This window comes from Photobacterium kagoshimensis, from assembly GCF_050337045.1.
GTDB lineage: Bacteria > Pseudomonadota > Gammaproteobacteria > Enterobacterales > Vibrionaceae > Photobacterium > Photobacterium kagoshimensis.
In genome coordinates this window covers 57,496-81,760 of the sequence record NZ_JAKJSO010000016.1, presented here as the reverse complement: position 1 = coordinate 81,760, position 24,265 = coordinate 57,496, and the positions used below count along the sequence as shown (strand labels likewise).

The window sequence follows — 24,265 nt, the reverse complement described above, 5'->3', positions numbered from 1 at the left end:
GTTTTAATAATGTTAAAAAGTTTGGCTTAGTAGTTGCTCTTTAGCTATTAACGTATTTATACGCTTTTGCCCTACACATTGTGTAAATAAACGTGCCTAGAAGAAAAAGAATAACATCAAGGAGATCTATCATGGGAGACATCATGCGTCCCGTTCCGTTCGGTGAGTTACTTAACCGAATGTTTAGTGAATATAAGCAAAGTAAATCTATCTTTGGTATTCCAGAAAAACAGTTCTACCGCAAAGCGAGCAACACTTCGTTGTCGGTATGGGGAGAGTACTGTGAAACCCCTGTCGGCCCTGCGGCGGGACCCCATACTCAACTTGCCCAGAATATCATTACATCATGGTTAGCTGGTGGTCGTTTCATGGAGCTGAAAACTGTCCAGAAGCTTGATCAACTTGAACTAGCAAAGCCATGTATCGATGCGGAAGATGAGTGTTTCAATACCGAATGGTCGACCGAATTTACCCTTATTAAAGCGTATGATGAGTACTTGAAGGCATGGGTGGCCTTACACTTACTGGAAGAGGTCTTTGCGCCGAGAACAGACGGTGAGAGTAAGTCATTTATCTTCAATATGAGTGTGGGTTATGACTTGTCTGGGATCCAGACTCTACCTATGCAGACATATATCCACGATATGCTTGATGCGAGTGAGCACCCCAATTTTGCCCGCTATACCAGCGAGCTGAAAGCCTTCATTCAAGATCCTGAGTTTATTCGTGAGTATCAGCTAGAAGATAGATGCGATCATTTGAATGCCATGGTTGATGCGATTCCTGCTCAGTTAACCCGTGGTGTTACCCTTTCTACTATGCACGGTTGTCCTCCTCATGAAATTGAAGCGATTTGTCGTTACATGATTGAAGAGAAGGGGATCAACACCTTTGTTAAGTTAAACCCAACGTTATTGGGCTTTGAGCGTGTCCGTGGGATCCTCGACAATGCTGGTTTTGATTATGTCGCACTGAGCGAAGAGTCTTTCAGCCACGATCTACAAATCGAAGCGGCTAAAGAGATGCTGCACCGTTTGGTTGACCTAGGCAAAGAGAAAGGCATCGGCTTTGGCGTTAAGCTTACCAACACCCTAGGTACCCTCAATAAAAAAGGCCGCCTACCTGATAAAGAAATGTACATGTCAGGCCGTGCCTTGTTCCCGCTGTCTATCAATGTGGCGTTAGAACTGTCCCGCGAATTCAACGGCACACTGCCAATCTCATACTCGGGCGGTGCCAGCAAATTCAATATCCGCGAGATCTTCGAAACAGGGATCCGTCCTATCACTATGGCGACTGATTTGCTTAAACCTGGTGGTTACCTTCGTTTGTCTGACTGTGCCAAAGAGCTAGAAGGCAGTGACGAGTGGGGCATGGGCAAGGTCGACTTGGTCAAGCTAGAGGCATTAGCAGCAAAATCCCTTGATGCCGATTACGTCCAGAAACAGTGGCGTGGTCCTGAAGAAATCAGTGTTAAGAAAGCCGTGCCACTGACTGACTGTTATGTCGCACCTTGTGTGACCGCGTGTCCGATTAGTCAGGATATTCCAGAATATATCCGCTTGATGGGTGAGCATAAGTACACCGAAGCGCTCGAAGTCATTTACGCCCGTAATGCCCTGCCTTCTATTACTGGTCATATTTGTGATCACCAGTGCCAGTACAACTGTACTCGCCGTGATTACGAAGGTGCGCTCAATATCCGTGAGATGAAGAAAATCGCACTGTCCAAAGGTTGGGATGAGTATAAAGCTAAATGGCATGAGCCAAGCCTAGATACGGCCAAACACCCAGTTGCGGTGATTGGTGCAGGTCCTGCGGGACTTTCTGCAGCTTACTTCATGGCGCGTGCGGGCCACCCTGTTACCGTGTTTGAGAAAGAACACAATGCTGGTGGGGTGGTGAAGAATATTATCCCTCAATTCCGCATTCCTGCTGAAGCGATAGAGCACGATATTCAGTTCGTGAAAGATCACGGGGTCAACATTGAATACGGTTGTAACCCAGCGCTGACAGTCGATGCACTTAAGCAAAGTGGTTTCAAATATGTCTGCTTGGGTATAGGCGCAGACAAAGGCAACCCAATTGCACTTTCTGGTGGTAACACCAATATCTACAAGTCACTGGAGTTTCTACGCAGTTTCAACGATGGCGACGAGCTCAAGCTTGGCAAACATGTGGCCGTTGTCGGGGCTGGTAACACCGCCATGGACAGTGCCCGTGCTGCACTGAAAGTGCCGGGTGTTGAGAAGGTGACGATTCTTTATCGTCGTACTATCGCGGAAATGCCAGCCTACAAAGAAGAATATGAAGAAGCGGTAGAAGATGGCGTGCAGTTCATGTTCTTAACTAACCCAGAGCAGTTTGAGGCGGGTGGTAAGTTGACCGCGCGTGTTATGGAGCTGGGTGAGCCCGATGAGAAAGGCCGTCGCCGCCCTGTTGCGACAGACATGACGGTTGAGCTTCAGGTAGATGCCTTGATCACTGCGGTAGGTGAGCAATCAAATTGCGAAGTGCTTTCTCGCATGGGGATCCCGATGGGAACCGATGGCTGGCCAGTCGTCGACAAAGAGAGCGGAGAAACCGAGGTTGAAAATGTGTTCTTGATGGGTGATGCCCAGACAGGCCCATCATCAATCGTGTCGGCAATCTCAGGTGGTCGCAAAGCGGCAACAACCATCTTGGTCCGTGAAGCACAGGCCGATGAGCAACTTGAAGCTAAATCTGATGTGCAGGTTGAAGCGGTATACGCGCGTAAAGGTGATATCCAGGTTAAGTTGATTGCAGCTAACCAGTTGGAAGAAACGGACCGTGAGGCGTTCATCGATCAAGAAGCAAAACGCTGTTTGGAATGTTCATACATTTGTAGCAAGTGTGTCGACGTCTGCCCGAACCGCGCCAATATTTCGCTGCCAATTCCAGGCTTCCGTGACCAGTTCCAGACATTACACCTAGATGCGTACTGTAATGAATGTGGTAACTGTGCTCAGTTCTGCCCATGGGATAGCAAGCCGTATAAAGACAAGTTCACGCTATTCAACTTGCGTGAAGACTTTGCCAACAGCACCAATGCCGGATTCTTCGTTGATGGTGAGGAAGTCTTGGTTCGCAGTCACAGTGAGATTTATTCCTTCCGTATTAATGAGCAAGGCAATGTGGACATGCCAGAATCGCTCGCCGATGAAGCGACGATTATTAACTATGTCATGGCTAACCACAGTTACTTGCTTGGCAAAGTAGACGTTTAGTGAGGAGTCAGGGAATGTTAGTACTCAGAAACGCAACAGCGGTGCAGTTTGAACCTGCACTGATCAAAGAAGGCGTCGATATTGTTATTGATGGCGACAAAATCAAGGAAGTTGGCGCCAATTTGGCCGCTAATTACCCTGATGCCGTCATCAAGGATATGGCCGGAAAACTGGTTATGCCGGGCATTGTCTGCTCTCACAATCACTTCTATTCGGGATTGGCGCGCGGGATCATGGCAGATATCAAGCCAAGCCCTGACTTCATTTCGATACTGAAGAACCTGTGGTGGCGAATGGACCGAGCCTTGGATGAAGAAGCTGTGTACTACAGCGGCTTGATTTGTTCGCTCGAAGCCATCAAGTGCGGCTGTTCAGCGGTGATTGATCACCATGCATCGCCAAACTATATCGCAGGCTCTTTAAGTACCTTGCGTAAAGGGTTCATGAAGGCGGGCTTGCGTGGCATGACTTGCTTTGAAACCACTGATCGTAACCACGGCATGAAAGAAATGGTGGCAGGCGTTGAAGAAAATATCGCGTTTGCCCAGTTGATTGACAGTGCGAAGGCAAAGGGCGACGAACCTTACTTAGTCGAAGCTCATATTGGTGCACATGCGCCGTTTACCGTCACCAACGACGGTCTCTCTATGATGGCTGAAGCGGTACAGGCTACGGGGCGTGGGATCCATGTTCATGTGGCAGAAGATCGTTACGACGTGACCCATAGCCACCACCACTATAGCCAAGACATAGTTGAGCGTTTAGATAGTTTCGGCTTGATCAACGAGAAGACGTTACTGGCGCACGGTTTGTTCTTATCCGATAAGGATATTGCCATTCTGAACGCTAAAAACGCTTTCTTGGTCCACAACGCCCGTTCGAATATGAACAACAGTGTGGGTTACAACGACAAACTGACGCGATTCCAGCATGTCGCACTGGGTACCGATGGTATCGGGGCTGATATGTTTGAAGAGTTGAAGTTCGCCTTCTTCAAACATCGTGATGCGGGTGGTCCGTTGTGGCCTGATAGTTTCTTACGTCACTTATGGAATGGTAATGAAATTTTGGCCCGTAACTTCGGCGCGAAATTCGGTCGTCTAGATGCAGGCAACAAAGCGGATTTAACCATCCTTGATTACACCAGTCCGACACCATTGGTTGCGGATAACCTCGCGGGTCATGTTGCCTTTGGCTTTAATGCGGGCAATGTGAATAGCGTGGTGGTGGAAGGTCGCTTTGTTTATGAAGATCGAGCGTTCCCGTTCGATGTGGCGCCGATATACGCAGAGGCTCGCAAGGTCGCTAAGCGTTTATGGCAAACCATGGATCAGTTGGATTAATGTGAGATCCCGTTATGGATACGGTAAATACGCGCTTTAAGTGGGAGGAAGCCACAGGAGCTGCGAAATATATTGCCGATCGCCATTACGAGGGGCTATTAGAAGGGCGGTTTTATCGCTCTTCTTGCCCTCGTGGGCGGATTAAATCGGTAACACTTCCATCATTGCCTGATGGCTATCATATTTTTGGTGCAGATGATGTTCCCGGACAGAATGTGCTGCCCATTGTCGAAATCGACTGGCCAGCGTTTGCTGAGCAAGAGGTGCGGTTTGTCGGTCAGGTGATCTACTTGGTCGTCGGGCCTGATCCTGATGTCGTTGATTCTCTTCTCAATGAAATCCATGTTGATTATGAGCCGTTGACACCTGCCTATACCATAGAACAATCCAAAGCACTGAAAGACGGTGCCATTCATGCTGATAACAATGTCCTTGATACCCATATGCTGACCAAAGGGGACATTCAAGCGGGTTTCGCCAATGCGGTTACCATCATTGAAGAGACCTGCTCTACGAGTTATCAAGAGCATATCTATCTAGAAACGCAAGGGGCAGTTTGTTATCTACAAGATGGCAAAGTGGTCCTCGAAGGTTCGATGCAGTGCCCTTGGTATGTGCACCACACCATGGCGGTTGTACTGGGCCATGACAATGTTAGGGCGATCCAATGTCCAACAGGTGGCGGATTTGGCGGTAAGGAAGATTTTCCTGATGTGCTTGCAGCGCCATTGGCTGTTGCTGTCGAGAAATTACAACAACCAATCAGGCTTATCTTTGAGCGCGGGGAAGATATTGCTACTACCTCTAAACGTCACCCTGTCACTTTTCATTATAAAACCGGTGTTGATGCCAATGGCAAGATTGTCGCTATGGACATCAAGTTCGATGTTAATGCTGGCGCCTATCTGAGCTTATCAGGCATCGTGTTGCAACGAACCATCACCACGGCAACCAATGTGTATGACATTCCCAATGTCCGTGTTGAAGGCCATGCTTGGGCAACGAATACCGTGCCGACGGGGGCCTTCCGCGGATTTGGCTCACCACAGAACTGCTTCTGTATGGAAACCCATATCCATCACGTCGCTAAAGAAGTTGATGCAGATCCTGTCACCTTCAAACAACAGCATATGCTGACATCTCAATCCCAATCGCTGACTGGTGCTGAAATATTCGGTGAGTTAGTGCTTGATGAGATGCTGCAAAAAGTGCTCGATATGTCGGATTATCAGCGCAAATTCGCCGAATTTAGCCAGATGGAAGAAACACATCCTGAGCGCCTTAAAGGCAAAAGCAAAGGTATAGGATTAGCGATATTCCAGCATGGCTGTGGCTTTGCAGGTGATTTGGAAGACACGCTAGTCAGGGCCAAAGTCAAATTGGTTAAAGAGCCTGACGGCACGGTGCAAATCCTCGCGTCTAATACAGATATAGGCCAAGGGCTAAGCCTGACTTTCCGTAAAATCGTGGCAGATACTCTGAATAAACATATAGATCTTGTTCAGGTTGCAGTGCCTGATACAGGCATCGTCCCCGATTCTGGCCCAACAGTGGCTTCGCGCTCGATCTTGATCGTCGGCTATATTCTCGAAAAAGCCGCGAAAAAGCTGAAAAAAATGTGGTTAGAAGGCGAATCACAAGAGATCGTTGAGGTTTACTGTAAACCTGACTATCACCAGTGGAATCAAGACACTTACCAAGGTAATGCCTACCAAGCAACCAGCTATGGCGCCAATGTAGTCGAAGTTGAGGTCGATATGGCAACAGGTGAAGCTGAAATTACTGGCGCTTGGGCGGTATATGACATAGGTAAGGCTATCGACGGTACGATTTTCAGAGGCCAGATTGAAGGTGGTTTGGTGCAGGCACTGGGTTATGGCAGTTGCGAGAAGCTAGAACTCACCCAAGATGGTGTTTTTGCTCAGCGCTCAATGGCCGATTATGTTATCCCGACAGCGCTTGATGTTCCTGCCATTGGTAGTGCACTTGTCGATAACCCGTACCCTTATGGGCCAAATGGCGCCAAAGGTGGCGGTGAGCTAACGCATAATGGTGGCGCGGCTGCATTTGCTGCTGCGGTTGAGCATGCCATTGGCGTGCCACTCTCATCGATACCCGTTACGCCAGAAAAAGTGTGTGAGGCACTGGCTGATGGAAAAAGCACGCAAATTAAGACAATAAGTGCTGGCAATGGAGAACCTATCAATGAAGATTGAATTCTACCTTAATAGCGAACTTGTCGCTGTAGACGTTGAGCCCATGCAGTCTTTACTTCATACCTTGCGCGGCACTATGGGACGCACAGCAACCAAAGAAGGGTGTGGAGAAGGTGAGTGTGGCGCCTGTTCGGTACTCTTCAATGGGCGCTTGGTCAATGCTTGCATGATGCCTATCAGCCAAGTTGAGGGCGGTGATGTCATGACGCTTGAAGGCTTACGGCAGACCGAAAAAGGCCTGTGCGTGATCAATGCGCTGCTTGAGGCAAAAGGTGTGCAATGCGGGTTCTGTACGCCAGGGATGGTATTAGCGCTCTATGCCTTGCTTGAAGTTGATCCTAACCCATCTGAACATGCTATTCGCACTGCTATTTCAGGCAACCTTTGTCGCTGTACGGGCTACGGGATGATTGTTGAAGCTGCTAAGATCGCCGCGCAAAAAGGAGAGGGCTTATGGTAAATGTCTATCGGCCTGAAACCTTGGCTCAGGCATTGGATACCTTGTCGACAGGCAAGATGACAGTGTTCTCTGGGGGCACGGATTTGATGGTTCAGCATGGCGTTAGGGCAGGGATGTCACCTCGATTTGAGGACGACGTATTGTTTGTCGATACCATCGATGAATTACAATACATTTTGACGACCGACCACGAAGATGAGAACAATCAAGAGCAAGCTTTGTATATTGGATCCGGTGTTGTACTGGCCGATATTGAGCGTAATCCCTTGGTGCCTTCGATACTTCGTCAAAGCGTCGCTAAAATTGCAGCCCCCGCCTTACGTAATCGCGCCACATTAGCAGGGAATATTTGCAATGCGTCGCCTGCCGCTGATTCATTGCCTGCCTTGTATGCGCTAGATGCGCATGTTGTTTTGTCATCCATTCATGGACAAAGGGAGATGGCATTGAAAGATTTCATCTTAGCGCCAAGGGTCACCGCGCTAAGGGAAGATGAAATGCTCACTCATATCATTATTCCACACCATGATTTGCCAGAGGTGTTTTACCACAAAGTAGGGACAAGAGCGGCGAATGCGCTGAGCAAGCTATCAGTGGCTGGCTTGGCGCGTATCAAGCGTTTTCCAAAGAAAGCACCAGTGATAGAGGATTGGCGTGTTGCATTCGGCGCGGTAGGGCCCACTGTCGTGCGTAGTCGTGAATTGGAGTCTTTGGTTATCGGCCGGTCAGTGGAAACATTGGCTAAACCCAAATTTATCGCTCAGGTTGTAGACTGCTATCGCGAAATCATTCGCCCAATAGACGATCAACGCTCGACGGCGACTTATCGCCAGCAGGCCTCGCTGAATCTACTCACTCGTTGGTTAGAAGGACTATCAAGACGTTAATTTTACTCTGTTTCGTGTTTTCCTTTGTTATTCGAGTTGGGGCCGTTTGGCCCCTTTTTTTGTTTAGATAACTTGTCTTGTTCAAGGGCGTGTCAGCGTGAACACAATTAGCATCTTTACCCCAGAAGATAAGATGAAGCTCAATAAACAGTTATTTTCGGGGTTGATATGTTAATAGATCGCAAAAATCAAGCTGTTGAAAGCAGCCCCTGTACTTTGTATATTCAATTTGTAACACAGCAATGTGAGACAGGATTCACATATTGTTATGATAAAGTCACTAAGTCATTGTTATTTTGTCTCTGAATCATTAAGTCATTAATGGTATCTAAATAGGAGAAATATCATGACAACCGTGTTTATTAGTCATAATCACCAAGATAAGCAGTACATTGATGCTATCAAAGCAACACGCCTTAACTCTAATCATCCATTAGAATTTGAAGACCGCTCTTTGGCTGAGGCGATATGTAACGAATATGGCCACACTAATCGTCGTCCACCGAACGACTTTCGCTCGGAACCAGTACAAAAAGAGATAGCAAAGTTACTTGGTAGCTCCCATAAGCTATTAGTGCTTGTCGGTAATGATACGCACAGTAGATTATGGGTAGAGTGGGAAATTGCGCAGTTTTTGAAATACAATAGCGAAAAGAATATTCTAGTTATGCGCACACCTGATAATGTTTATGCTGGCGCCCCACACAGTGTGCATCATTTAGAGCTATACGCATGGGATCTCCAACGTATAGCTCAGTGGTTAGGTTAACAACTATTTACCGTTCTGGTTAGGGTTGAGCTGCTTACCTCGATTCCCATGTACCTGCGAATATTGGCGGTTATTGCCGGGTGCACCTTTATTCGCATTTTTCATGTTGGCGTTATTGTTTTCAGGGGTTACTTTCTTCGTCATAATACTCTTCCTCTAGGTTAAATAATGAGTGCACTGGCATACAATTATTTCGTTTTTTCTGGGTAGTTGCTGCGGCCTTTACCCGATGGGCGATCTGTCTTACTTGGGAGGTTAGGGATCTTGGTTTTACTCATCGCTGTATTCCCAATCTTCCGGACGCTCATCGTAACCGCGTGATTGCCAGTAAGCATCGTTGTTTTCATTTAGCTGATCTGAGTGGTTATCTAAATCAGCTTGTGTCGGTTCATAGCCATCTCTGAATTCACCCATCGTATTCTCCTTATCTTGTCAGGTGTACTTTTAGCCTAATCTAGACAGCTGCGGCTGATAAGGGAAATGGATAGGGAAAGTGTGTCTAAAACGGTGAAACTACTTCTAGAGCTATGTTGCAAGGCATACAATTAAGTTAATTAATGCTGATAAAAAGAGAACAACGGATGTCAAAAACAGAGAGAAAACTTTCAAAGGAATTGGCTGAGGGGCTTGCTCACGTACTTCGTGATGAGTTGAAAAGAGATAATATGAGTCAACCTGACTTTGCAGATGCGTATTATCGTGATGTGGTTGATGTAAATGCCGAAACATATGATCTTGAGAAGCACCAAGAACGATTTAAAAAACTACTCAATAAGCCTGAAAGTCGATCACCAGAGAGAATTGCAAGCTATCACCGCTATTTTTTTCAACGCTATCGTGCCGATGGCAAGCACACATATGCAGATAAACAAGCGGCGTGGGATATGTTTGTAGAACTCGATACCAGTATTGCAACACGCCTATTAGAAGGTGGCGATATTGAAACCGCGTTATCCCGTCTTGCATCCTTATTTACTTTCCATCGCCAAACGGCGCATAAGCATGGCTTTGGTTGCCGATTTTATTATGAGACCGTGAATGAAGTATTTGAAGAAAATCTGCGCCCTTTTACCGCGAAATGGCATGGCCAACTAGAGTCACTTAGAACGCATGCCGAGCAAGAAAAGTGTTGCCGAGAGGAATTGGAAAATACTCAAAAAGTACTGGCTAATCTGAAAGAAAGACTGAATGATATTTGCCATTAGTGTTTTACATTTGTAAGACAAGGTTTCTTTTACATTAAAAACCCTCGCTCATCCTGAGCCATTACAAGTAACGCGACTAATGCTTGTTTTTACTAACCGAGTCAGGTACTGCGTTTTGCTGCTGGATCGTAGGTTTAGTTTTACTAACTCTGTACCGATGAGTTAGCGTTGAAAGTCTAACTTGCTTCTGCCCAAGTACGTTTATTATGATCTTTATTGATGCTTTTATCATAAAAACTGACGCTAATCGCAATGCACTAGACTGGATTATATTCACTCGCTTCCTGCGCGCTTTTAAATTGAATATGATTAGATTCAGCGCAAAGGGACTAGCCTGCTTAACGGCAATAAGTAAGCCTAAGCAGAGGATCTAGTCTAGTTCCGAGATAAGCCTGCCACCATAGGGTGATAGTTTCCATGCTATCACCGCCATTCATATCATATTGATAGCCCCTGATATTATTTTGATATCACCATCCCCCGTAGTGATAACCGTTATTATTTAGCGGGTAAGGTCGAGAATAATCAGTAAATAAAAAGGAATATTTGTCCCGACGGTGATGCCAGTTTGGGCTAAATTTCTGACTCCGCTCACGAATATTTTCCTTAAATAATCGGTTTTAGCAGCTTGGCGTGTTTGTTGCCTTTTTAGTTTTTAAGACATTAATAACGTTCCGTAGAGCCATTAGGTTGAACGCATGGTGCAGGAATAACAACGATAATGCGAAAAGGCAATTAATATGATTGAACAATATCTAACGCCTGATACCCCTGCTCAGGCACTTGAATTCAAGCAGTTACATGGCAATGACGCCATTTGGTTTGCTGGGGGATCTAAAATCAATGCAGCACCGACTAAAACGGATAAAACGATAGCTATCTCTTTGGGAAAACTGAATTTATCTCAGATCGAGCAGCAAGGCGATAGCTTACATATCGGTGCGATGTGCCATATCCAGCAGTTGATTGACCATGAGCTTGTCCCAGTGGCCTTAAAGCAATCTGCGGCGTTTATCTATTCCCGTCATATTCGTAATCAGGCCACTTTGGGTGGCGAGATTGCCGCACGACAGCCAGAGGCATTATTAATACCTAGCCTACTTGCGCTGAAAGCAAAATTGAAACTGGCCAATGGTCAGGAGGTGGATGTTGAAGATTACATCAACAACGATGAGCGAGCGCTTATCGCCACTGTCATTATTCCAGATAGCAGCCTGACTTGTATTGGTTACAACATTACTCGCTCTGCGGCGGGGCTAGCGATTGTGACGGCTGCGGTATCGATTGATAAGCAAGGCAACAAGGTCATCGCGCTTGATGGCGTTTCGCCGTTGTATCAAGGTGCGGCTCGTCCAATTCGTCTTCGTGATGTCGAAACACAAGATTTAAAAGGGGAGCTGCTAGAGCAAGCCGTTGCCGATGCTATTTACCCAGAAGCTGATATTCGCGGCGGTGTGGAGTACAAGCGATATATCGCAGGTGTTGTGATCACGGATTTGATGGCTGAATGTCAGCACATGGTAGAGGAGGCATAATCATGACGATTCAATTTACCTTAAATGGCCGTCCTCAATCTTTGGAATGCCGTATTGGCGAAAATGTGCAGACATTGCTGCATTCTATGGGTTACCACTCGGTTCGTAATAGCGATGATGGTTGGGGTTATGCGGGATCGGATGTGATCTTGCTGAATGGCGAATTAATTAACGCTTCCTTATTGATTGCAGCCCAACTTGAAGGCGCGGAAGTGAAAACAGCGGAAGCCCTTGGCGAGTGGAATCAGTTAAGCCTAGTTCAGCGGACGATGATCGATGTGGGCGTGGTGCAATCGGGGTATAACGATCCCGCATTAGCGTTGATCTTGACCGATCTCCTTGATCGTATTCCACAGCCAACGCGCGATGAGATAGATGATGCGCTATCTGGCTTGTTTAGCCGAGATGCGGGTTATCAGCAGTTCTACGAAGTGGTTGAATTGGCCGTGAAGCGCCTTGACGATCCTGCTTACACTCAACAGTTTGCGCCAGAATTTCGTGATGACTTAGCGGTGGTTGGTAAGAACTGTCCGAAAATTGACTCGGCGAAGATGGTGCAAGCCAAACCATGCTATGTTGAAGATCGGATCCCCGCTAACGCATGTGTTATTAAGATGCTGAGAAGCCCGCACGCTCATGCTTGGATCAAGCACCTAGACGTGTCTAAAGCTGAAGCACTCGCGGGTGTGGTATCTGTGATAACGCACAAGAATTGCCCTGATATTCCTTATACACCAGGTGGCCAGAGTGCACCTGAGCCGTCACCGCTCGATCGCCGTATGTTTGGCCAAAAACTGCGTCATGTGGGTGACCGTGTGGCTGCTGTTGTCGCTGAATCAGTGGAAATTGCAGAGCAAGCGTTGGCACTGATTGACGTCGAATACGATGTGCTTAAGCCTGTCATGAGTATTGATGAGGCGATGGCTGCAAATGCGCCGATCATTCATAACGAACCCATAGAATATGGCGTGGGTGCGCCTGATGATTTAGAAGAGCAGAACCGAAACGCCGATCCGCGTGAAGGTAAGTTAATCGTGAACTTCCCGATTGGTTGTTTCCCACGCAAAAATATTGCCGCCAGTGTTCGTGGCCATATCGGCGATCTCGATAAGGGCTTTGCGGAAGCGGATAAGATCATCGAACGTACTTACGAATCGAAACAGGTGCAACAACTGCCTGTTGAAACCCATATCTGTTACAGCTATATGGATGGTGATCGTATTGTGATGCACGATTCGACTCAGGTGCCTTGGCACGTGCGCCGTCAGGTAGCAAAAATTCTTAATGTGAAGCAGAACAAAGTCCACATCGTTAAAGAGCGTGTCGGTGGTGGATACGGCTCTAAGCAAGATATTTTGTTGGAAGATGTGTGTGCATGGGCGACGTGGACGACAGGCCGTCCTGTGTATTTCCACCATACCCGTGAAGAAGAATTTATCTCTAACTCAACCCGCCACGTTGCCAAAGTGGTGGTGAAACTCGGTGCGAAGAAAGACGGCACACTAACAGCCATTGATATGGATTTCCGTGCCAATACCGGCCCTTACGGAAACCATGCGCTGACGGTGCCATCAAATGGTCCTGCCTTATCCTTGCCTTTGTACCCATGTGACAATGTGGACTTCAGGGTCACCACGTATTACTCCAATATTTGTCCGACTGGGGCTTATCAGGGTTACGGTGCACCGAAAGGCAACTACGCACTGACGATGGCAATGGCCGAAATGGCAGATGAGCTTGGCATTGACCATCTAGATATGGTTGAGAAGAACCGCGTTGTTGAAGGCCAAGAGCTGAAAATTCTCGCGGCTATCGGTGAAGGTAAAATGCCTGCCAGTGCGCCTAAAGTTCACAGCTGTGCCCTTGGACCTATTTTGCGCGAAGGTCGCAAGTTGATTGAGTGGGACAGTCCGAAACAGGATGACGGTGAATGGAGAGTGGGCCGTGGTGTGGCGATTATCCAGCAAAAATCCGGTATTCCCGATATCGACCAAGCGAACTGCCAAATCAAAATGGCATCGGATGGTACCTTCATTGTTCACTCTGGTGCCGCAGATATCGGTACTGGCCTTGATACCGTAGTAAGCAAACTGACCGCTGAAGTGCTTTGCTGCCCGATGGATGACATTACGATTCATTCAGGGGATACCGATCATGCGCCGTTTGATAAGGGAGCTTACGCCTCATCTGGCACATGTTTCTCTGGTAATGCGGCCAAGCGAGCAGCTGAAGCAATGCGCGAGAAAATCCTTAAGTGCGGCGCTGAAATGCTGGGTGAACCCGTGGAAGATGTCGCTATTGTGGCGCCGGGTTTAGTGAAAGGTAAGCAGGGAGAAGTGAACTACTTCGATATTGCTCACAAAGCGGAAAGCGGAACAGGCTGGGGGCAATTATTGGCTTCAGGTTGTTTCACCACACCAGAATTTGCCTTCCCTTATGGCGCGAACTTCGCTGAGGTAGCGGTGAATACGCGTACGGGTGAAATCCGTCTCGATAAGTTCCATGCCTTGCTCGACTGTGGTACGCCAGTTAACCCAGATCTCGCGTTAGGGCAGATCTACGGTGCCAGTATGCGCGCCATTGGTCACAGCTTATATGAAGAGCTGATTTATGATGAGCATGGTGTCCCTGTGACGCGCGACTTGAAGAGCTATGGTGCGCCGATGATTGGTGATATCCCGCGTGATTTCAAAGCGGTGTTAGTACCAAGTGATGATCCGATTGGCCCTTATGGTGCGAAATCGATTTCTGAAATCGGTGTTAACGGTGCAGCGCCAGCGATTGCCAGTGCAATTCATGATGCATGTGGCGTTTGGATGCGAGATTGGCACTTTACACCAGAGAAGGTTCTACAAGGTCTGAATAAGCTGTAATCAATGCGAAGGCGGTCATTTCCAGTGGATGGGAAATGGCCGTTTTTTTTGTCGGGTTATCGACGGGTAAGCAGGGATAGGCTCTGGTTGATCACGTTGTAAAGACCCTAGTGTTTCACAGGTACGGATGGAACTGAAATGAAACTGCTTTATAACGTGGAAGATAAGCCTCCAATGGGAGCCGCAATTCTCCTTGCCCTTCAACATATGCTTGCTGCTATGGGGGCTATCATTGCCGTCCCTTTAGTCGTCGGTAGTGCGATTGGTTTACCAACTGAACAAATGGTTATTTTGGTCAATGCAGCGCTGATGGTCTCGGGCGTGGTGACTATCATCCAGTGCAAAGGGGTTGGTCCTGTTGGGATCCGACTTCCAGTGGTGATGGGGACCAGCTTTACCTTTGTGGCTATATCAATTTCTATTGGACTGGACTCGGGTATTTCCGGAATATTCGGTGCATCACTGGTGGGTTCGTTAGTGATGATCATTGGTAGCCGTTTCATGCCACAAATCAGGAAACTCTTTCCACCTGTGGTGTCTGGTACCGTGGTGGTCTTGATTGGTCTGACAATTTTGCCTGTCTCTGTCGATTGGTTTGCGGGTGGTTTTGTTGGGCAAGAGCATTACGGTCAAATCAATAACTTGATGTTGGGTTTATTGGTGCTGGTTGTGGTGATTGTACTGTCGCAACTTGGTAAAGGGCTAGTCTCTGCTGCTGCAATCGTGATCGGAATGATGGTGGGTTACATTGTCGCGATCTTCATGGGAGTGGTGGACTTTACGCCGGTAAAAGAAGCCAAGTTCTTCTCCTTGCCTGAACTCTTACCGTTCGGGTTAAGTTTTACAGTCAGTGGCGTTATTGGGATGTCTATTGCTTACCTAGTAACCATCATGGAATCGACAGGTGACTTTTTGGCCTTGAGCGATGCCACCCATACCAAGTTGACTGGGAAGAAACTATCAAAAGGGATCTTATGTGATGGTATCGGTAGTGCCCTTGCATCGGTATTTGGTGCCACCCCCTTTTCATCATTCAGCCAGAATGTCGGTATTGTTTCGATTACTGGCGTAGCGAGTCGCCATGTAGTCGCGGTTACTGGTGTGATAATGCTGATTGCAGGTATGTTCCCGAAACTGGGGGGGATTGTGGTCACCATTCCTTCACCTGTGCTAGGTGGCGCAGGACTTGTGATGTTCGCCATGATCATCTCCGCGGGTATTGGCATCCTGTCACGAATTAACTTTACCAAACGCAATATGCTTATCATCGCTGTCGGGGTTGCCTCGGGCATGGCGGTAACGGTTCGCCCTGAAATCTTAACCTATATGCCTGATTCCATTCGCGTCATTCTTGGTTCAGGTATTACGACGGGCTCTTTAGTGGCCTTGGGCCTTAATATTGTTTTAGGCATTAACCGAGCCGATGAAGCTGAGAGTGCGAATGAAAAACGCGAAGCGTTGAAAGATCAGATTAAAGAGTGTGAAGAATGTGAAAAAGCATTGGCTGAGGAAGATGCCGTGCAGTCACGCGAGCAACAAGTTTAAGCCCTACAATAGAAAGAAATTGGAAGAAAATAACGCTGGAAATAACGGTTCCCTACTACTGTCCAGCACGAAAAGATAAGAGGTAATCATGGAATATACCCAATCAGTTAAAGCGATAAGAGCGTCTATCTTAGATATCGCAAAGGTTGTCGACAAACCTGAAGATATAGAGCAGAACATCCGCTTTATTGAAGATGGTTTGATGTTAGTCGACAACGGGCGTATCGAGTGGGTCGGTGAATGGGAAGAGGGTAAAGATCAAATCCCGCCAACGGTCCGAATCCGAAGCTACCCTGGCAAAATTGTGATGCCCGGTTTTGTTGATACCCATATTCACTATCCACAGGCCGAAATGGTTGGCGCCTATGGCGAACAGCTATTGGAATGGCTGAATAATTATACCTTCCCGACTGAAGCGCGCTATAAAGACAAAGATTATTCTCGCGAAATGTCGACCTTCTTTATCAAGCAGTTACTGCGAAACGGAACGACAACCGCCTTGGTGTTTGGCACGGTTCACCCTGAATCGGTTGATGCACTGTTTGAAGAAGCTGAGAAGATCAATATGCGGATGATCGCCGGTAAGGTGATGATGGACCGCAATGCACCGGAATACCTGCTGGATACGCCAGAGATTGGTTACAACCAAAGTAAAGAATTGATTGAACGTTGGCATAAGCGTGGCCGTTTGTTGTATGCCATTACCCCTCGCTTTGCACCGACTTCGAGCCCAGAGCAACTCGCTATGGCAGGACGGCTTAAGGCAGAGTATCCAGATACTTACGTACATACTCACTTATGTGAGAATAAGGATGAAATTGCTTGGGTGAAAGAGCTTTATCCTGAGCAGGACGGGTATTTGGATGTGTATCACCACCACGGCCTAACAGGTTCTAAGAGTGTATTTGCTCACTGTATCCACCTTGAGGATAAAGAGTGGGATTGCCTACATGATACCGATTCAGCCATTGCATTTTGCCCTACATCTAACCTCTACCTAGGGAGTGGGTTGTTTAAGATGCAGGAGGCCTGGAAGCGTAAGGTGAAAGTCGGCATGGGCACTGATATTGGTGCAGGGACAACCTTTAATATGCTGCAAACGCTGAACGAAGCTTACAAGGTTATGCAGTTGCAACAGTATCGACTCTCAGCATTCGAAGCGTTTTATTTGGCCACTCTAGGGGGAGCAAAATCCCTCTCTTTGGATCATCTAATTGGAAACTTCGAGGTGGGTAAAGAGGCTGATTTCGTCATTATCGACCCTTGTTCGACACCATTACAGCAACTTCGCTACGACAGTTCGCGTAACTTGTCTGATAAGTTGTTCATGCTAATGACATTGGGCGACGACCGAAGCATCTACCGAACTTATGTCGATGGCAGGTTAGTTTACGAAAGAGGTTAAATTTTACGCAAACGGTTTCGTTCGAAAATGATTTTTTGACAATGCAGGGTGAGCGAGGCGTATAATCGCCGCCAATTTAGCTTGCCTAGCCCCAGTTATTTGCTCGAGGGATATTCCTTTTGGGGATTGATGAGTTCTGTTAACTGGGGTTGTGTCGATAAAAAAAGTCAGCAACATTTATAACGTGACGGACAAGTCACAGCCCCAATAAAGCAATCGATTGCTACGGGGCGGGTTGAGAGGAAGCTCAACGTTTTCGAGGTGTTCAGGCTGCGAGCCTAACACTCAATTTTACAAGGAATTACATCATGTCTGAGAATAGTTCGATTCATCATGAATCCACAGTGGTAGAAGAAGACACATCCCGTAAAGGCGGGTTGGATGGGTATTTTAAAATTTCCCAACGCGGTAGTAGTGTAAAACAAGAAGTGGTCGCGGGTTTGACGACATTTCTGGCAATGGTTTACTCCGTTATTGTGGTGCCGAGCATGCTTGGTGCGGCGGGATTTAACCAAGGGGCGGTGTTTATTGCCACGTGTCTAGTTGCTGCGTTTGGCTCACTACTAATGGGGCTTTGGGCAAACCTGCCGATGGCTATTGGTTGTGCGATCTCCCTTACTGCGTTTACCGCATTTAGCTTGGTACTGGGGCAGGGGATCAGTATTCCCGTTGCGCTAGGTGCTGTGTTCTTAATGGGTGTGGTGTTTACTGCCATTACTGTAACGGGTGTGCGTCAATGGATATTGACGAACTTACCGTCCGGAATCGCCCATGGCACAGGGATCGGTATTGGCTTGTTTTTGCTATTGATTGCTGCAAATGGTGTCGGTTTGGTGGTGCAAAACCCGCATGCTGGCCTACCTGTCGCATTGGGTGAGTTCACTTCGTTACCTGTCCTGATGTCGATTGTTGGTCTGGCTGCGATTTTCGGCCTAGAGAAGCGTCAAGTTCCCGGTGGTATTTTGCTGGTGATTATTGCGATTTCAATTTTTGGTCTGATATTCGATCCTAACGTGACCTATCAGGGGCTGTTTGCGATGCCATCGTTTGGTGGGGAAGGTGAATCGTTATTGGGTACCATGGATATTATGGGGGCACTGAACCCAGTCGTGATCCCAAGTGTGTTGGCGTTGGTGATGACGGCTATTTTTGATGCAACAGGTACTATTCGTGCGGTTGCTGGTCAGGCGAAACTACTGGATAAAGACGGTCAAATCATTGATGGTGGTAAAGCACTAACGTCGGACTCCGTGAGTAGTATTTTTGCTGGCTTTGTGGGTGGAGCACCTGCGGCTGTGTATATCGAATCAGCAGCAGGTACTGCCGCTGGTGGTAAAACGGGGCTGACTGCAACGGTTGTTGGTGGCCTGTTTGTATTACTACTGTTCTTGTCGCCACTGAGTTATTTGGTCCCAGCTTACGCTACGGCGCCAGCTTTGATGTACGTTGGTCTGCTAATGATGAGCAACGTCAGCAAGTTGGATATGGCTGACTCAGTAGATGCGCTATCTGGCCTTATGTGCGCAGTATTTATTGTACTAACAGGGAATATCGTTACTGGTATTATGCTTGGTTTTGGTTCTTTGGTGATTGGTCGGGTAGTTTCTGGTGAGGCGAAACGCTTGAATGTCGGAACAGTCATCATTGCCATTGTGTTGGTCGTCTTCTACGCAGGAGGTTGGGCAATTTAGTTTTGACTATGTACCCTTTAGTTGCTGCCATAGTAAAAGTAGGCAGCAACTGAAGAGGCTTATAAAAGCCCCCGTTTTATCTTGTGATCTCAATAAGACCCCCGCTTGGTATACAGTAGTCTTATCTGATACGTAGCTAACTATTATTGGTACTCATGGTTGATCTTTTTTGATGTGTTATTGATGACTTAACCTATCGCATCAAGAGGCTCTATGGTTGTTGAGTTCGTATTTTTTGATTTTACGATACAAGGTTGCAATACCAATCCCTAGCTCTTCGGCGACCATTTTTCGGTTACCAAGACGATATATCGCTTCCTCAATACGGTTCCTTTCCATATCTTCTAGGCTCATCGAGTAATCATCGTTATAGGCTTCCTCTGGACATGCCGCTGCTGGTGATTGTTCAAAGTGCGGCGGAAGCAAGTCAATGTCGATTTGGTCACCTTCAGGTACGATGTTGACAAGATATTCAATTAAATTGCTGAGCTCACGTACATTCCCCGGCCAATGATAGGCATTGAGACGGCGCATCGCTTCAGCACTTATTCCTGGGTAGACCACACCGATTTTTTGGGTGTGATACTCAAGAAAGTAGTTAGTCATCAATGTGATATCGCCTTCTCGTTCCCTTAACGGAGGCAGTTGAAAAGGGATCACGTTAAGGCGGTAATACAAATCTTCTCGGAATTTATTGGTGGCTATCATTTCTTGGAAGTTATGATTGGTCGCAGAAATAATCCGAATGTCCACTGGTACAGCGTTATTTGAGCCAATTGGCATTACTTTGCGTTCTTCCAGTACACGAAGCAGCTTCGCCTGCAGCGTCATCGGCATGTCGCCAATTTCATCAAGAAAGAGGGTTCCTTTGTTAGCGGCTTGGATCAAGCCGTTTTTGCCCTTATTAGAGGCGCCAGTAAACGCCCCTTTGACATAACCAAACAATTCACTTTCCAGCAAGGCTTCAGGAATAGCGGCACAGTTGATGGCAATAAATGGTGATTGGCTTCGATCACTGAGGTTATGTACTGCATTTGCAATAACCTCTTTACCTGTGCCGCTTTCACCATTAATCAGAACACTCGAAGGGCTGCTGGCAACGCGAGTAATCATCTTTTTGAGTTGGCGCATCTTGGGTGATTCACCAATGACAGTACTGAGAAGCGAGCCATGATCTTGAATCGTAAAATCGCTATTGGGTTGATGGTAAGCCATCAAAAATAATTGCTGTCCCTGTGTGTTATAAAACTGCCCAACAATTAATTTTTGCCATTCACCTTGTGAAATAATATGTTGTTGATGGCTTTTTATTTCATTATTGTGAAGTGACAACGATCGAATTTTAATTTCAAGGTCATATAAAGCGTCCTGCTTTATATTTAAGTTATTAAGTGCTGGCTGGTTACCATACTTAACCCGATTGTTTTCATCGAGCACTAATACGCCTTGGTCCATGTTTTCAATAAGATGAGTAAACACCTCGTCGAGACCTTTATTTTTACTGTTCTTTTCGACAACTTTGGATACAACTATTTGCGCGATGTGTTTAACGTAGTCTGAAAAAAGTTGGACATTATCCTTGATTCTTTCTCGTGAATCTTCAGTGAATGCGACAAGACTGATCACCCCTAAACATCGATCTTCGATCATGATTGGTACGCCAAGGAAGGCCATTTCACGACAAGAACTTTTGTTTTTACACCCCTCGCATAAAGGGTCTGTTCTAGATTTGACTACAACTTTTTCTTCATTTGTCTCAATGATATACCTGAAAATCCTTGAGCTTGTGTTTAGTTTTTTGCCAAAAAATTTACTGTAGGGGCCAGTACCTGCAATTCGAACCAAATCGGCATCGACAACTTCGGCATCAATTTTTAACACTGCCGACAACATTTGGGTGAACCGAAGGATTGTTGGTTGCAACTGCATTAATTCTGAATGAGAGGTAGCATTCTGCATATTATTCAAACTATTCCTTTAATGATAAAATTAGCATAAATGAAAAAAAAATAGACTGTTTGGATATTTGTCAGGTTTTTCTAATTGAAAAGACCAAAATGGAAGGCTTTTGTTACCAAGATCATCTTTAAATATCAAAATGATATTCCATCGCTCTTATCACTATCATTTTGGCGTAAAGGGCTGATACATCTTTGATAGTTTTTATGCCATTTAACTTTCCTTTTTTATAACAGAGCACTTAATGCCTCTCACGCCCCAGTATCTATGGGGAGGGAAAGGTTATTTATAAATAATCTTGGTGGGAATTAATATTGGCACAATTGTTGATTGTTACTTAGTCAAGTTCTGAATTATCTACATGTATTAACCGTATTTTATTATTGAACATTCTAGGGTCACTATCTATTAAGCGACAGCCCTGTGATGAGAAGTATTGTCAGGGACGCATAACAATTAAAACCGGGAAGGAAAATATGAAGAGCATCAATGAACTGATCAAGGAAATTAATGAGCTAAAATCTGAATTACACGACAAAGACTTTTTATTGACGTGGGAGCAAACCCCGGAAGAGCTTGAGCGTGTACTGAAAACAGCCCAAGTACTAAAAGCTATGCGTCAGGAAAATATTTCAACTAACGTGTTTAACAATGGTCTTGGCATTTCTCTCTTCCGCGATAACTCAACGCGTACCCGTTTCTCATATGCATCAGCGATCAACATGCTAGGGCTTGCTCAGCAAGATTTGGATGAAGGTAAATCTCAAATCGCCCATGGTGAAACCGTGCGTGAAACCGCCAATATGATCTCTTTCTGTGCTGATGCTATCGGCATTCGTGATGACATGTATTTAGGTGCGGGTAATGCCTACATGCGTGAGGTGGGTGCTGCATTAGATGATGGCGTCAAAGAAGGTGTGTTACCTCATCGTCCTGCACTGGTTAACCTACAGTGCGATATCGACCACCCAACCCAGTCTATGGCTGATTTGGCATGGTTGGAAGAACACTTCGGCAGCTTAGAAGAACTGAAAGGCAAGAAAATCGCGATGACTTGGGCTTACTCGCCAAGCTACGGTAAACCATTGTCAGTACCTCAGGGCATTATCGGCCTGATGACTCGCTTTGGTATGGACGTGACGCTAGCGCACCCTGAAGGTTATGACCTTATCCCTGAAGTGGTTGCAGAAGCACGCAAAAATGCGGCTGCATCTGGCGGTAGTTTCACGCAAGTAGCCAGCATGGAAGAAGCATTTAAAGATGCTGATATCGTGTATCCAAAATCTTGGGCGCCTTACCAAGTGATGGGGCGTCGTACAGAGTTGTTACGCGCGAACGATCATGATGGCTTGAAAGCACTGGAACAAGAATGTCTGGCACAGAATGCTAACCATAAAGATTGGCACTGTACCGAAGAAATGATGAAGCTAACCAAAGCGGGTGAAGCATTGTACATGCACTGTTTACCTGCCGATATTACGGGCGTGTCTTGTGAAGCAGGCGAAGTGGAAGAGTCGGTATTTGATAAGTACCGTATTGAAACTTATAAGGAAGCCAGCTGGAAGCCATATGTGATTGCGGCAATGATCATGAACCGTAAATACCAAGAGCCAGGACTTATCCTACAAGAACTGCTGGATGATGCGAAGAAGCGTGTTAAATAACACAGTCGCACCACGAACCTTCACCTGCCTAGCAATACTTTTTAGGTGTTTGTTAGGCAGGGAAATACCTAATCAAACTGTTTGTCTTATGCAAGTCTACTCGCGGGGATAATCCCTTAGGTTTTTGAATAACCCCGCCTTTTCTTTCTCTTATTTTTATGAGGTATGGTCGTGTCTACGTTCACTCTAAAAATGGAGATCGCCGATAACCGCCACTATAACGGTCAGCTTTCTCCACTATTCACCGCCATCGAGGCGGAAAAAGCCCGTGCATTCCATCAAGCGGTGGAAGGATACCAACCCACACCACTACATTCTCTTGACTGCCTAGCAAACGTCATTGGTGTTGGGAAAATATTAGTTAAAGATGAAGCCTACCGCTTCGATTTGAGTGCTTTCAAAATGCTGGGTGGGGCTTATGCCATTGCCCGTCTACTGTGTGATGAGTTCAAGCTCGATATCAATGCTTTTGATTTCGCTAAATTAAAAAACGATATTACAGAAAAAATGACTTTTGCAACGGCAACCGACGGTAACCATGGTCGTGGTGTCGCGTGGGCAGCCAATAAACTCGGTCAGAATGCTGTTGTGTACATGCCAAAAGGCGCGGCAGATGAGCGAGTGAATAATATCAGAGCGTTGGGCGCTGAATGTATTGTCACCGACATGAATTATGACGATACCGTGCGCCTTGCCATTAAAACAGCGAATGAAAACGGCTGGAAAGTGGTACAAGACACAGCATGGGAAGGGTATACCGAAATTCCTACTTGGATCATGCAAGGTTACACCACCATGGCGGCAGAAGCGGTTGATCAAATGACAGCCATGGCTGTAGAACGTCCGACGCATGTTTTCCTTCAAGCCGGTGTTGGTGCGATGGCTGGTGGTGTGCTTGGTTACCTGTGTGATCAGTATGGCCCAGATAAATTGCATTCAGTTGTTGTTGAGCCAGATAACGCTGACTGTATCTACCGTTCTGGTATCAGCGAGAAGGGTGAAATGGTCAATGTTGATGGCGATCTTGCCACCATCATGGTCGGCCTGGCCTGCGGTGAACCTAACCCTATTGGTTGGCCAGTACTTCGTGATTGTTCTACCCAGTTTGTTTCTTGCCAAGACAGTGTTGCGGCACTCGGGATGCGCGTACTCGGCAACCCACTAGGTAGCGATCCAAGGATTGTTTCTGGTGAGTCAGGCGCCGTCGGTGCTGGCTTGCTTGCTGCTGTGCACTTTCACCCAGAAAAAGAACAATTGATGGCGAAACTCGGCCTCAATAAAGACTCAGTGGTGCTCCTAATTAATACCGAAGGCGATACCGATCCTGTCCATTATCGTGAAGTGGTATGGGGCGGTAAGCATCAAACGGTTTGAGTTTTGCTCGTTAGCGAATGATTAAAAATTGATAAACCCAAATTTCAAATTTAGCGTCGTGTCAGCGTCATCAAAAAGGCAGGATGCCGTG

17 protein-coding genes are annotated in these 24,265 nt (G+C 46.5%); 14 read left to right on the top strand and 3 right to left on the bottom strand.

Features of this window, described 5'->3' with window-relative positions; translation table 11 throughout:
• Positions 1-131 precede the first annotated feature (131 nt).
• The 6 genes from ygfK (at position 132) to L4C35_RS15540 (ending at position 8,923) form a co-directional block, all read left to right on the top strand.
• Entirely contained in the window at positions 132-3,248 is a 3,117-nt protein-coding gene (ygfK, locus tag L4C35_RS15565) for a putative selenate reductase subunit YgfK (RefSeq protein WP_428463754.1), read from the top strand.
• Positions 3,249-3,262: 14 nt separating this feature from the next.
• Complete coding sequence (gene ssnA, locus L4C35_RS15560; RefSeq protein WP_428463753.1) at positions 3,263-4,591, top strand: putative aminohydrolase SsnA; 1,329 nt, start codon at positions 3,263-3,265, stop codon at positions 4,589-4,591.
• A gap of 14 nt (positions 4,592-4,605) precedes the next feature.
• Positions 4,606-6,807: a xanthine dehydrogenase family protein molybdopterin-binding subunit gene (locus L4C35_RS15555; protein WP_428463752.1), complete on the top strand. Its 2,202-nt coding sequence runs from the start codon at positions 4,606-4,608 to the stop codon at positions 6,805-6,807.
• Positions 6,797-7,267 carry a (2Fe-2S)-binding protein gene (locus tag L4C35_RS15550; protein ID WP_371701701.1) on the top strand — a complete coding sequence of 157 codons (471 nt, stop codon included), beginning with the start codon at positions 6,797-6,799 and terminating at the stop codon, positions 7,265-7,267. The genes L4C35_RS15555 and L4C35_RS15550 overlap by 11 nt, the downstream gene beginning before the upstream one ends.
• Positions 7,261-8,154, top strand: coding sequence for an FAD binding domain-containing protein (locus L4C35_RS15545; protein ID WP_428463751.1), 894 nt, complete (start codon positions 7,261-7,263; stop codon positions 8,152-8,154). Before L4C35_RS15550 ends, L4C35_RS15545 begins: the two co-directional genes overlap by 7 nt.
• 346 nt (positions 8,155-8,500) lie before the next feature.
• Positions 8,501-8,923, top strand: a complete 423-nt coding sequence (locus L4C35_RS15540) for a TIR domain-containing protein (RefSeq protein ID WP_428463750.1) — start codon at positions 8,501-8,503, stop codon at positions 8,921-8,923.
• A gap of 3 nt (positions 8,924-8,926) precedes the next feature.
• On the opposite strand, the gene L4C35_RS15535 is transcribed toward L4C35_RS15540, so the two are convergent.
• Together L4C35_RS15535 and L4C35_RS15530 are read right to left on the bottom strand one after the other, a co-directional pair.
• On the bottom strand, positions 8,927-9,067 hold the full coding sequence (locus L4C35_RS15535; RefSeq protein WP_428463749.1) for a hypothetical protein: 141 nt from the start codon (positions 9,065-9,067) through the stop codon (positions 8,927-8,929).
• A 126-nt stretch (positions 9,068-9,193) separates the two neighbouring features.
• Positions 9,194-9,337, bottom strand: a complete 144-nt coding sequence (locus L4C35_RS15530; protein ID WP_428463748.1) for a hypothetical protein — start codon at positions 9,335-9,337, stop codon at positions 9,194-9,196.
• A 251-nt stretch (positions 9,338-9,588) separates the two neighbouring features.
• Between L4C35_RS15530 and L4C35_RS15525 the strand changes: the two genes are divergently transcribed.
• From L4C35_RS15525 to L4C35_RS15500, 6 genes are all read left to right on the top strand, one after another.
• A complete protein-coding gene (locus L4C35_RS15525) occupies positions 9,589-10,128 on the top strand; it encodes a hypothetical protein (protein WP_428463747.1) in 540 nt (179 codons plus the stop codon).
• Between the two features lie 740 nt (positions 10,129-10,868).
• A complete protein-coding gene (ygfM, locus tag L4C35_RS15520; RefSeq protein ID WP_428463746.1) occupies positions 10,869-11,663 on the top strand; it encodes a molybdopterin-dependent oxidoreductase FAD-binding subunit in 795 nt (264 codons plus the stop codon).
• A gap of 2 nt (positions 11,664-11,665) precedes the next feature.
• Positions 11,666-14,536 (top strand): molybdopterin-dependent oxidoreductase Mo/Fe-S-binding subunit, encoded by a 2,871-nt coding sequence (locus L4C35_RS15515; protein WP_428463745.1) that lies wholly within the window; start codon positions 11,666-11,668, stop codon positions 14,534-14,536.
• A 138-nt stretch (positions 14,537-14,674) separates the two neighbouring features.
• Complete coding sequence (locus L4C35_RS15510) at positions 14,675-16,081, top strand: nucleobase:cation symporter-2 family protein (RefSeq protein WP_428463744.1); 1,407 nt, start codon at positions 14,675-14,677, stop codon at positions 16,079-16,081.
• 88 nt (positions 16,082-16,169) lie between these two features.
• The gene (gene guaD, locus L4C35_RS15505) at positions 16,170-17,486 is read left to right on the top strand and encodes a guanine deaminase (RefSeq protein WP_428463743.1); all 1,317 of its coding nucleotides are present in this window, start codon (positions 16,170-16,172) and stop codon (positions 17,484-17,486) included.
• A gap of 308 nt (positions 17,487-17,794) precedes the next feature.
• Positions 17,795-19,177: an NCS2 family permease gene (locus tag L4C35_RS15500; protein WP_428463742.1), complete on the top strand. Its 1,383-nt coding sequence runs from the start codon at positions 17,795-17,797 to the stop codon at positions 19,175-19,177.
• Positions 19,178-19,378: 201 nt separating this feature from the next.
• Here the strand turns inward: L4C35_RS15500 and L4C35_RS15495 are convergent, their stop codons facing one another.
• Entirely contained in the window at positions 19,379-20,827 is a 1,449-nt protein-coding gene (locus tag L4C35_RS15495; protein WP_428463741.1) for a sigma-54 interaction domain-containing protein, read from the bottom strand.
• Positions 20,828-21,612: 785 nt separating this feature from the next.
• On the opposite strand from L4C35_RS15495, the gene ygeW reads away from it, so the two are divergent.
• On the top strand, positions 21,613-22,800 hold the full coding sequence (gene ygeW, locus L4C35_RS15490) for a knotted carbamoyltransferase YgeW (protein ID WP_428463740.1): 1,188 nt from the start codon (positions 21,613-21,615) through the stop codon (positions 22,798-22,800).
• Positions 22,801-22,971: 171 nt separating this feature from the next.
• Entirely contained in the window at positions 22,972-24,174 is a 1,203-nt protein-coding gene (dpaL, locus tag L4C35_RS15485) for a diaminopropionate ammonia-lyase (RefSeq protein WP_428463739.1), read from the top strand.
• Positions 24,175-24,265: the final 91 nt, after the last annotated feature.

Excerpts from the sequence above, each read along its gene's own strand:
- L4C35_RS15555 (WP_428463752.1), top strand. The coding sequence starts at position 4,606 with ATGGATACGGTAAATACGCGCTTTAAGTGGGAGGAAGCCACAGGAGCT.
- L4C35_RS15500 (WP_428463742.1), top strand. The coding sequence starts at position 17,795 with ATGTCTGAGAATAGTTCGATTCATCATGAATCCACAGTGGTAGAAGAA.
- ygeW (WP_428463740.1), top strand. The coding sequence starts at position 21,613 with ATGAAGAGCATCAATGAACTGATCAAGGAAATTAATGAGCTAAAATCT.
- L4C35_RS15545 (WP_428463751.1), top strand. The coding sequence starts at position 7,261 with ATGGTAAATGTCTATCGGCCTGAAACCTTGGCTCAGGCATTGGATACC.
- L4C35_RS15525 (WP_428463747.1), top strand. The coding sequence starts at position 9,589 with ATGAGTCAACCTGACTTTGCAGATGCGTATTATCGTGATGTGGTTGAT.
- L4C35_RS15535 (WP_428463749.1), bottom strand. The coding sequence starts at position 9,067 with ATGACGAAGAAAGTAACCCCTGAAAACAATAACGCCAACATGAAAAAT.
- L4C35_RS15510 (WP_428463744.1), top strand. The coding sequence starts at position 14,675 with ATGAAACTGCTTTATAACGTGGAAGATAAGCCTCCAATGGGAGCCGCA.
- L4C35_RS15550 (WP_371701701.1), top strand. The coding sequence starts at position 6,797 with ATGAAGATTGAATTCTACCTTAATAGCGAACTTGTCGCTGTAGACGTT.
- ssnA (WP_428463753.1), top strand. The coding sequence starts at position 3,263 with ATGTTAGTACTCAGAAACGCAACAGCGGTGCAGTTTGAACCTGCACTG.
- ygfM (WP_428463746.1), top strand. The coding sequence starts at position 10,869 with ATGATTGAACAATATCTAACGCCTGATACCCCTGCTCAGGCACTTGAA.
- ygfK (WP_428463754.1), top strand. The coding sequence starts at position 132 with ATGGGAGACATCATGCGTCCCGTTCCGTTCGGTGAGTTACTTAACCGA.
- L4C35_RS15515 (WP_428463745.1), top strand. The coding sequence starts at position 11,666 with ATGACGATTCAATTTACCTTAAATGGCCGTCCTCAATCTTTGGAATGC.
- guaD (WP_428463743.1), top strand. The coding sequence starts at position 16,170 with ATGGAATATACCCAATCAGTTAAAGCGATAAGAGCGTCTATCTTAGAT.
- L4C35_RS15540 (WP_428463750.1), top strand. The coding sequence starts at position 8,501 with ATGACAACCGTGTTTATTAGTCATAATCACCAAGATAAGCAGTACATT.
- L4C35_RS15530 (WP_428463748.1), bottom strand. The coding sequence starts at position 9,337 with ATGGGTGAATTCAGAGATGGCTATGAACCGACACAAGCTGATTTAGAT.
- L4C35_RS15495 (WP_428463741.1), bottom strand. The coding sequence starts at position 20,827 with ATGATCGAAGATCGATGTTTAGGGGTGATCAGTCTTGTCGCATTCACT.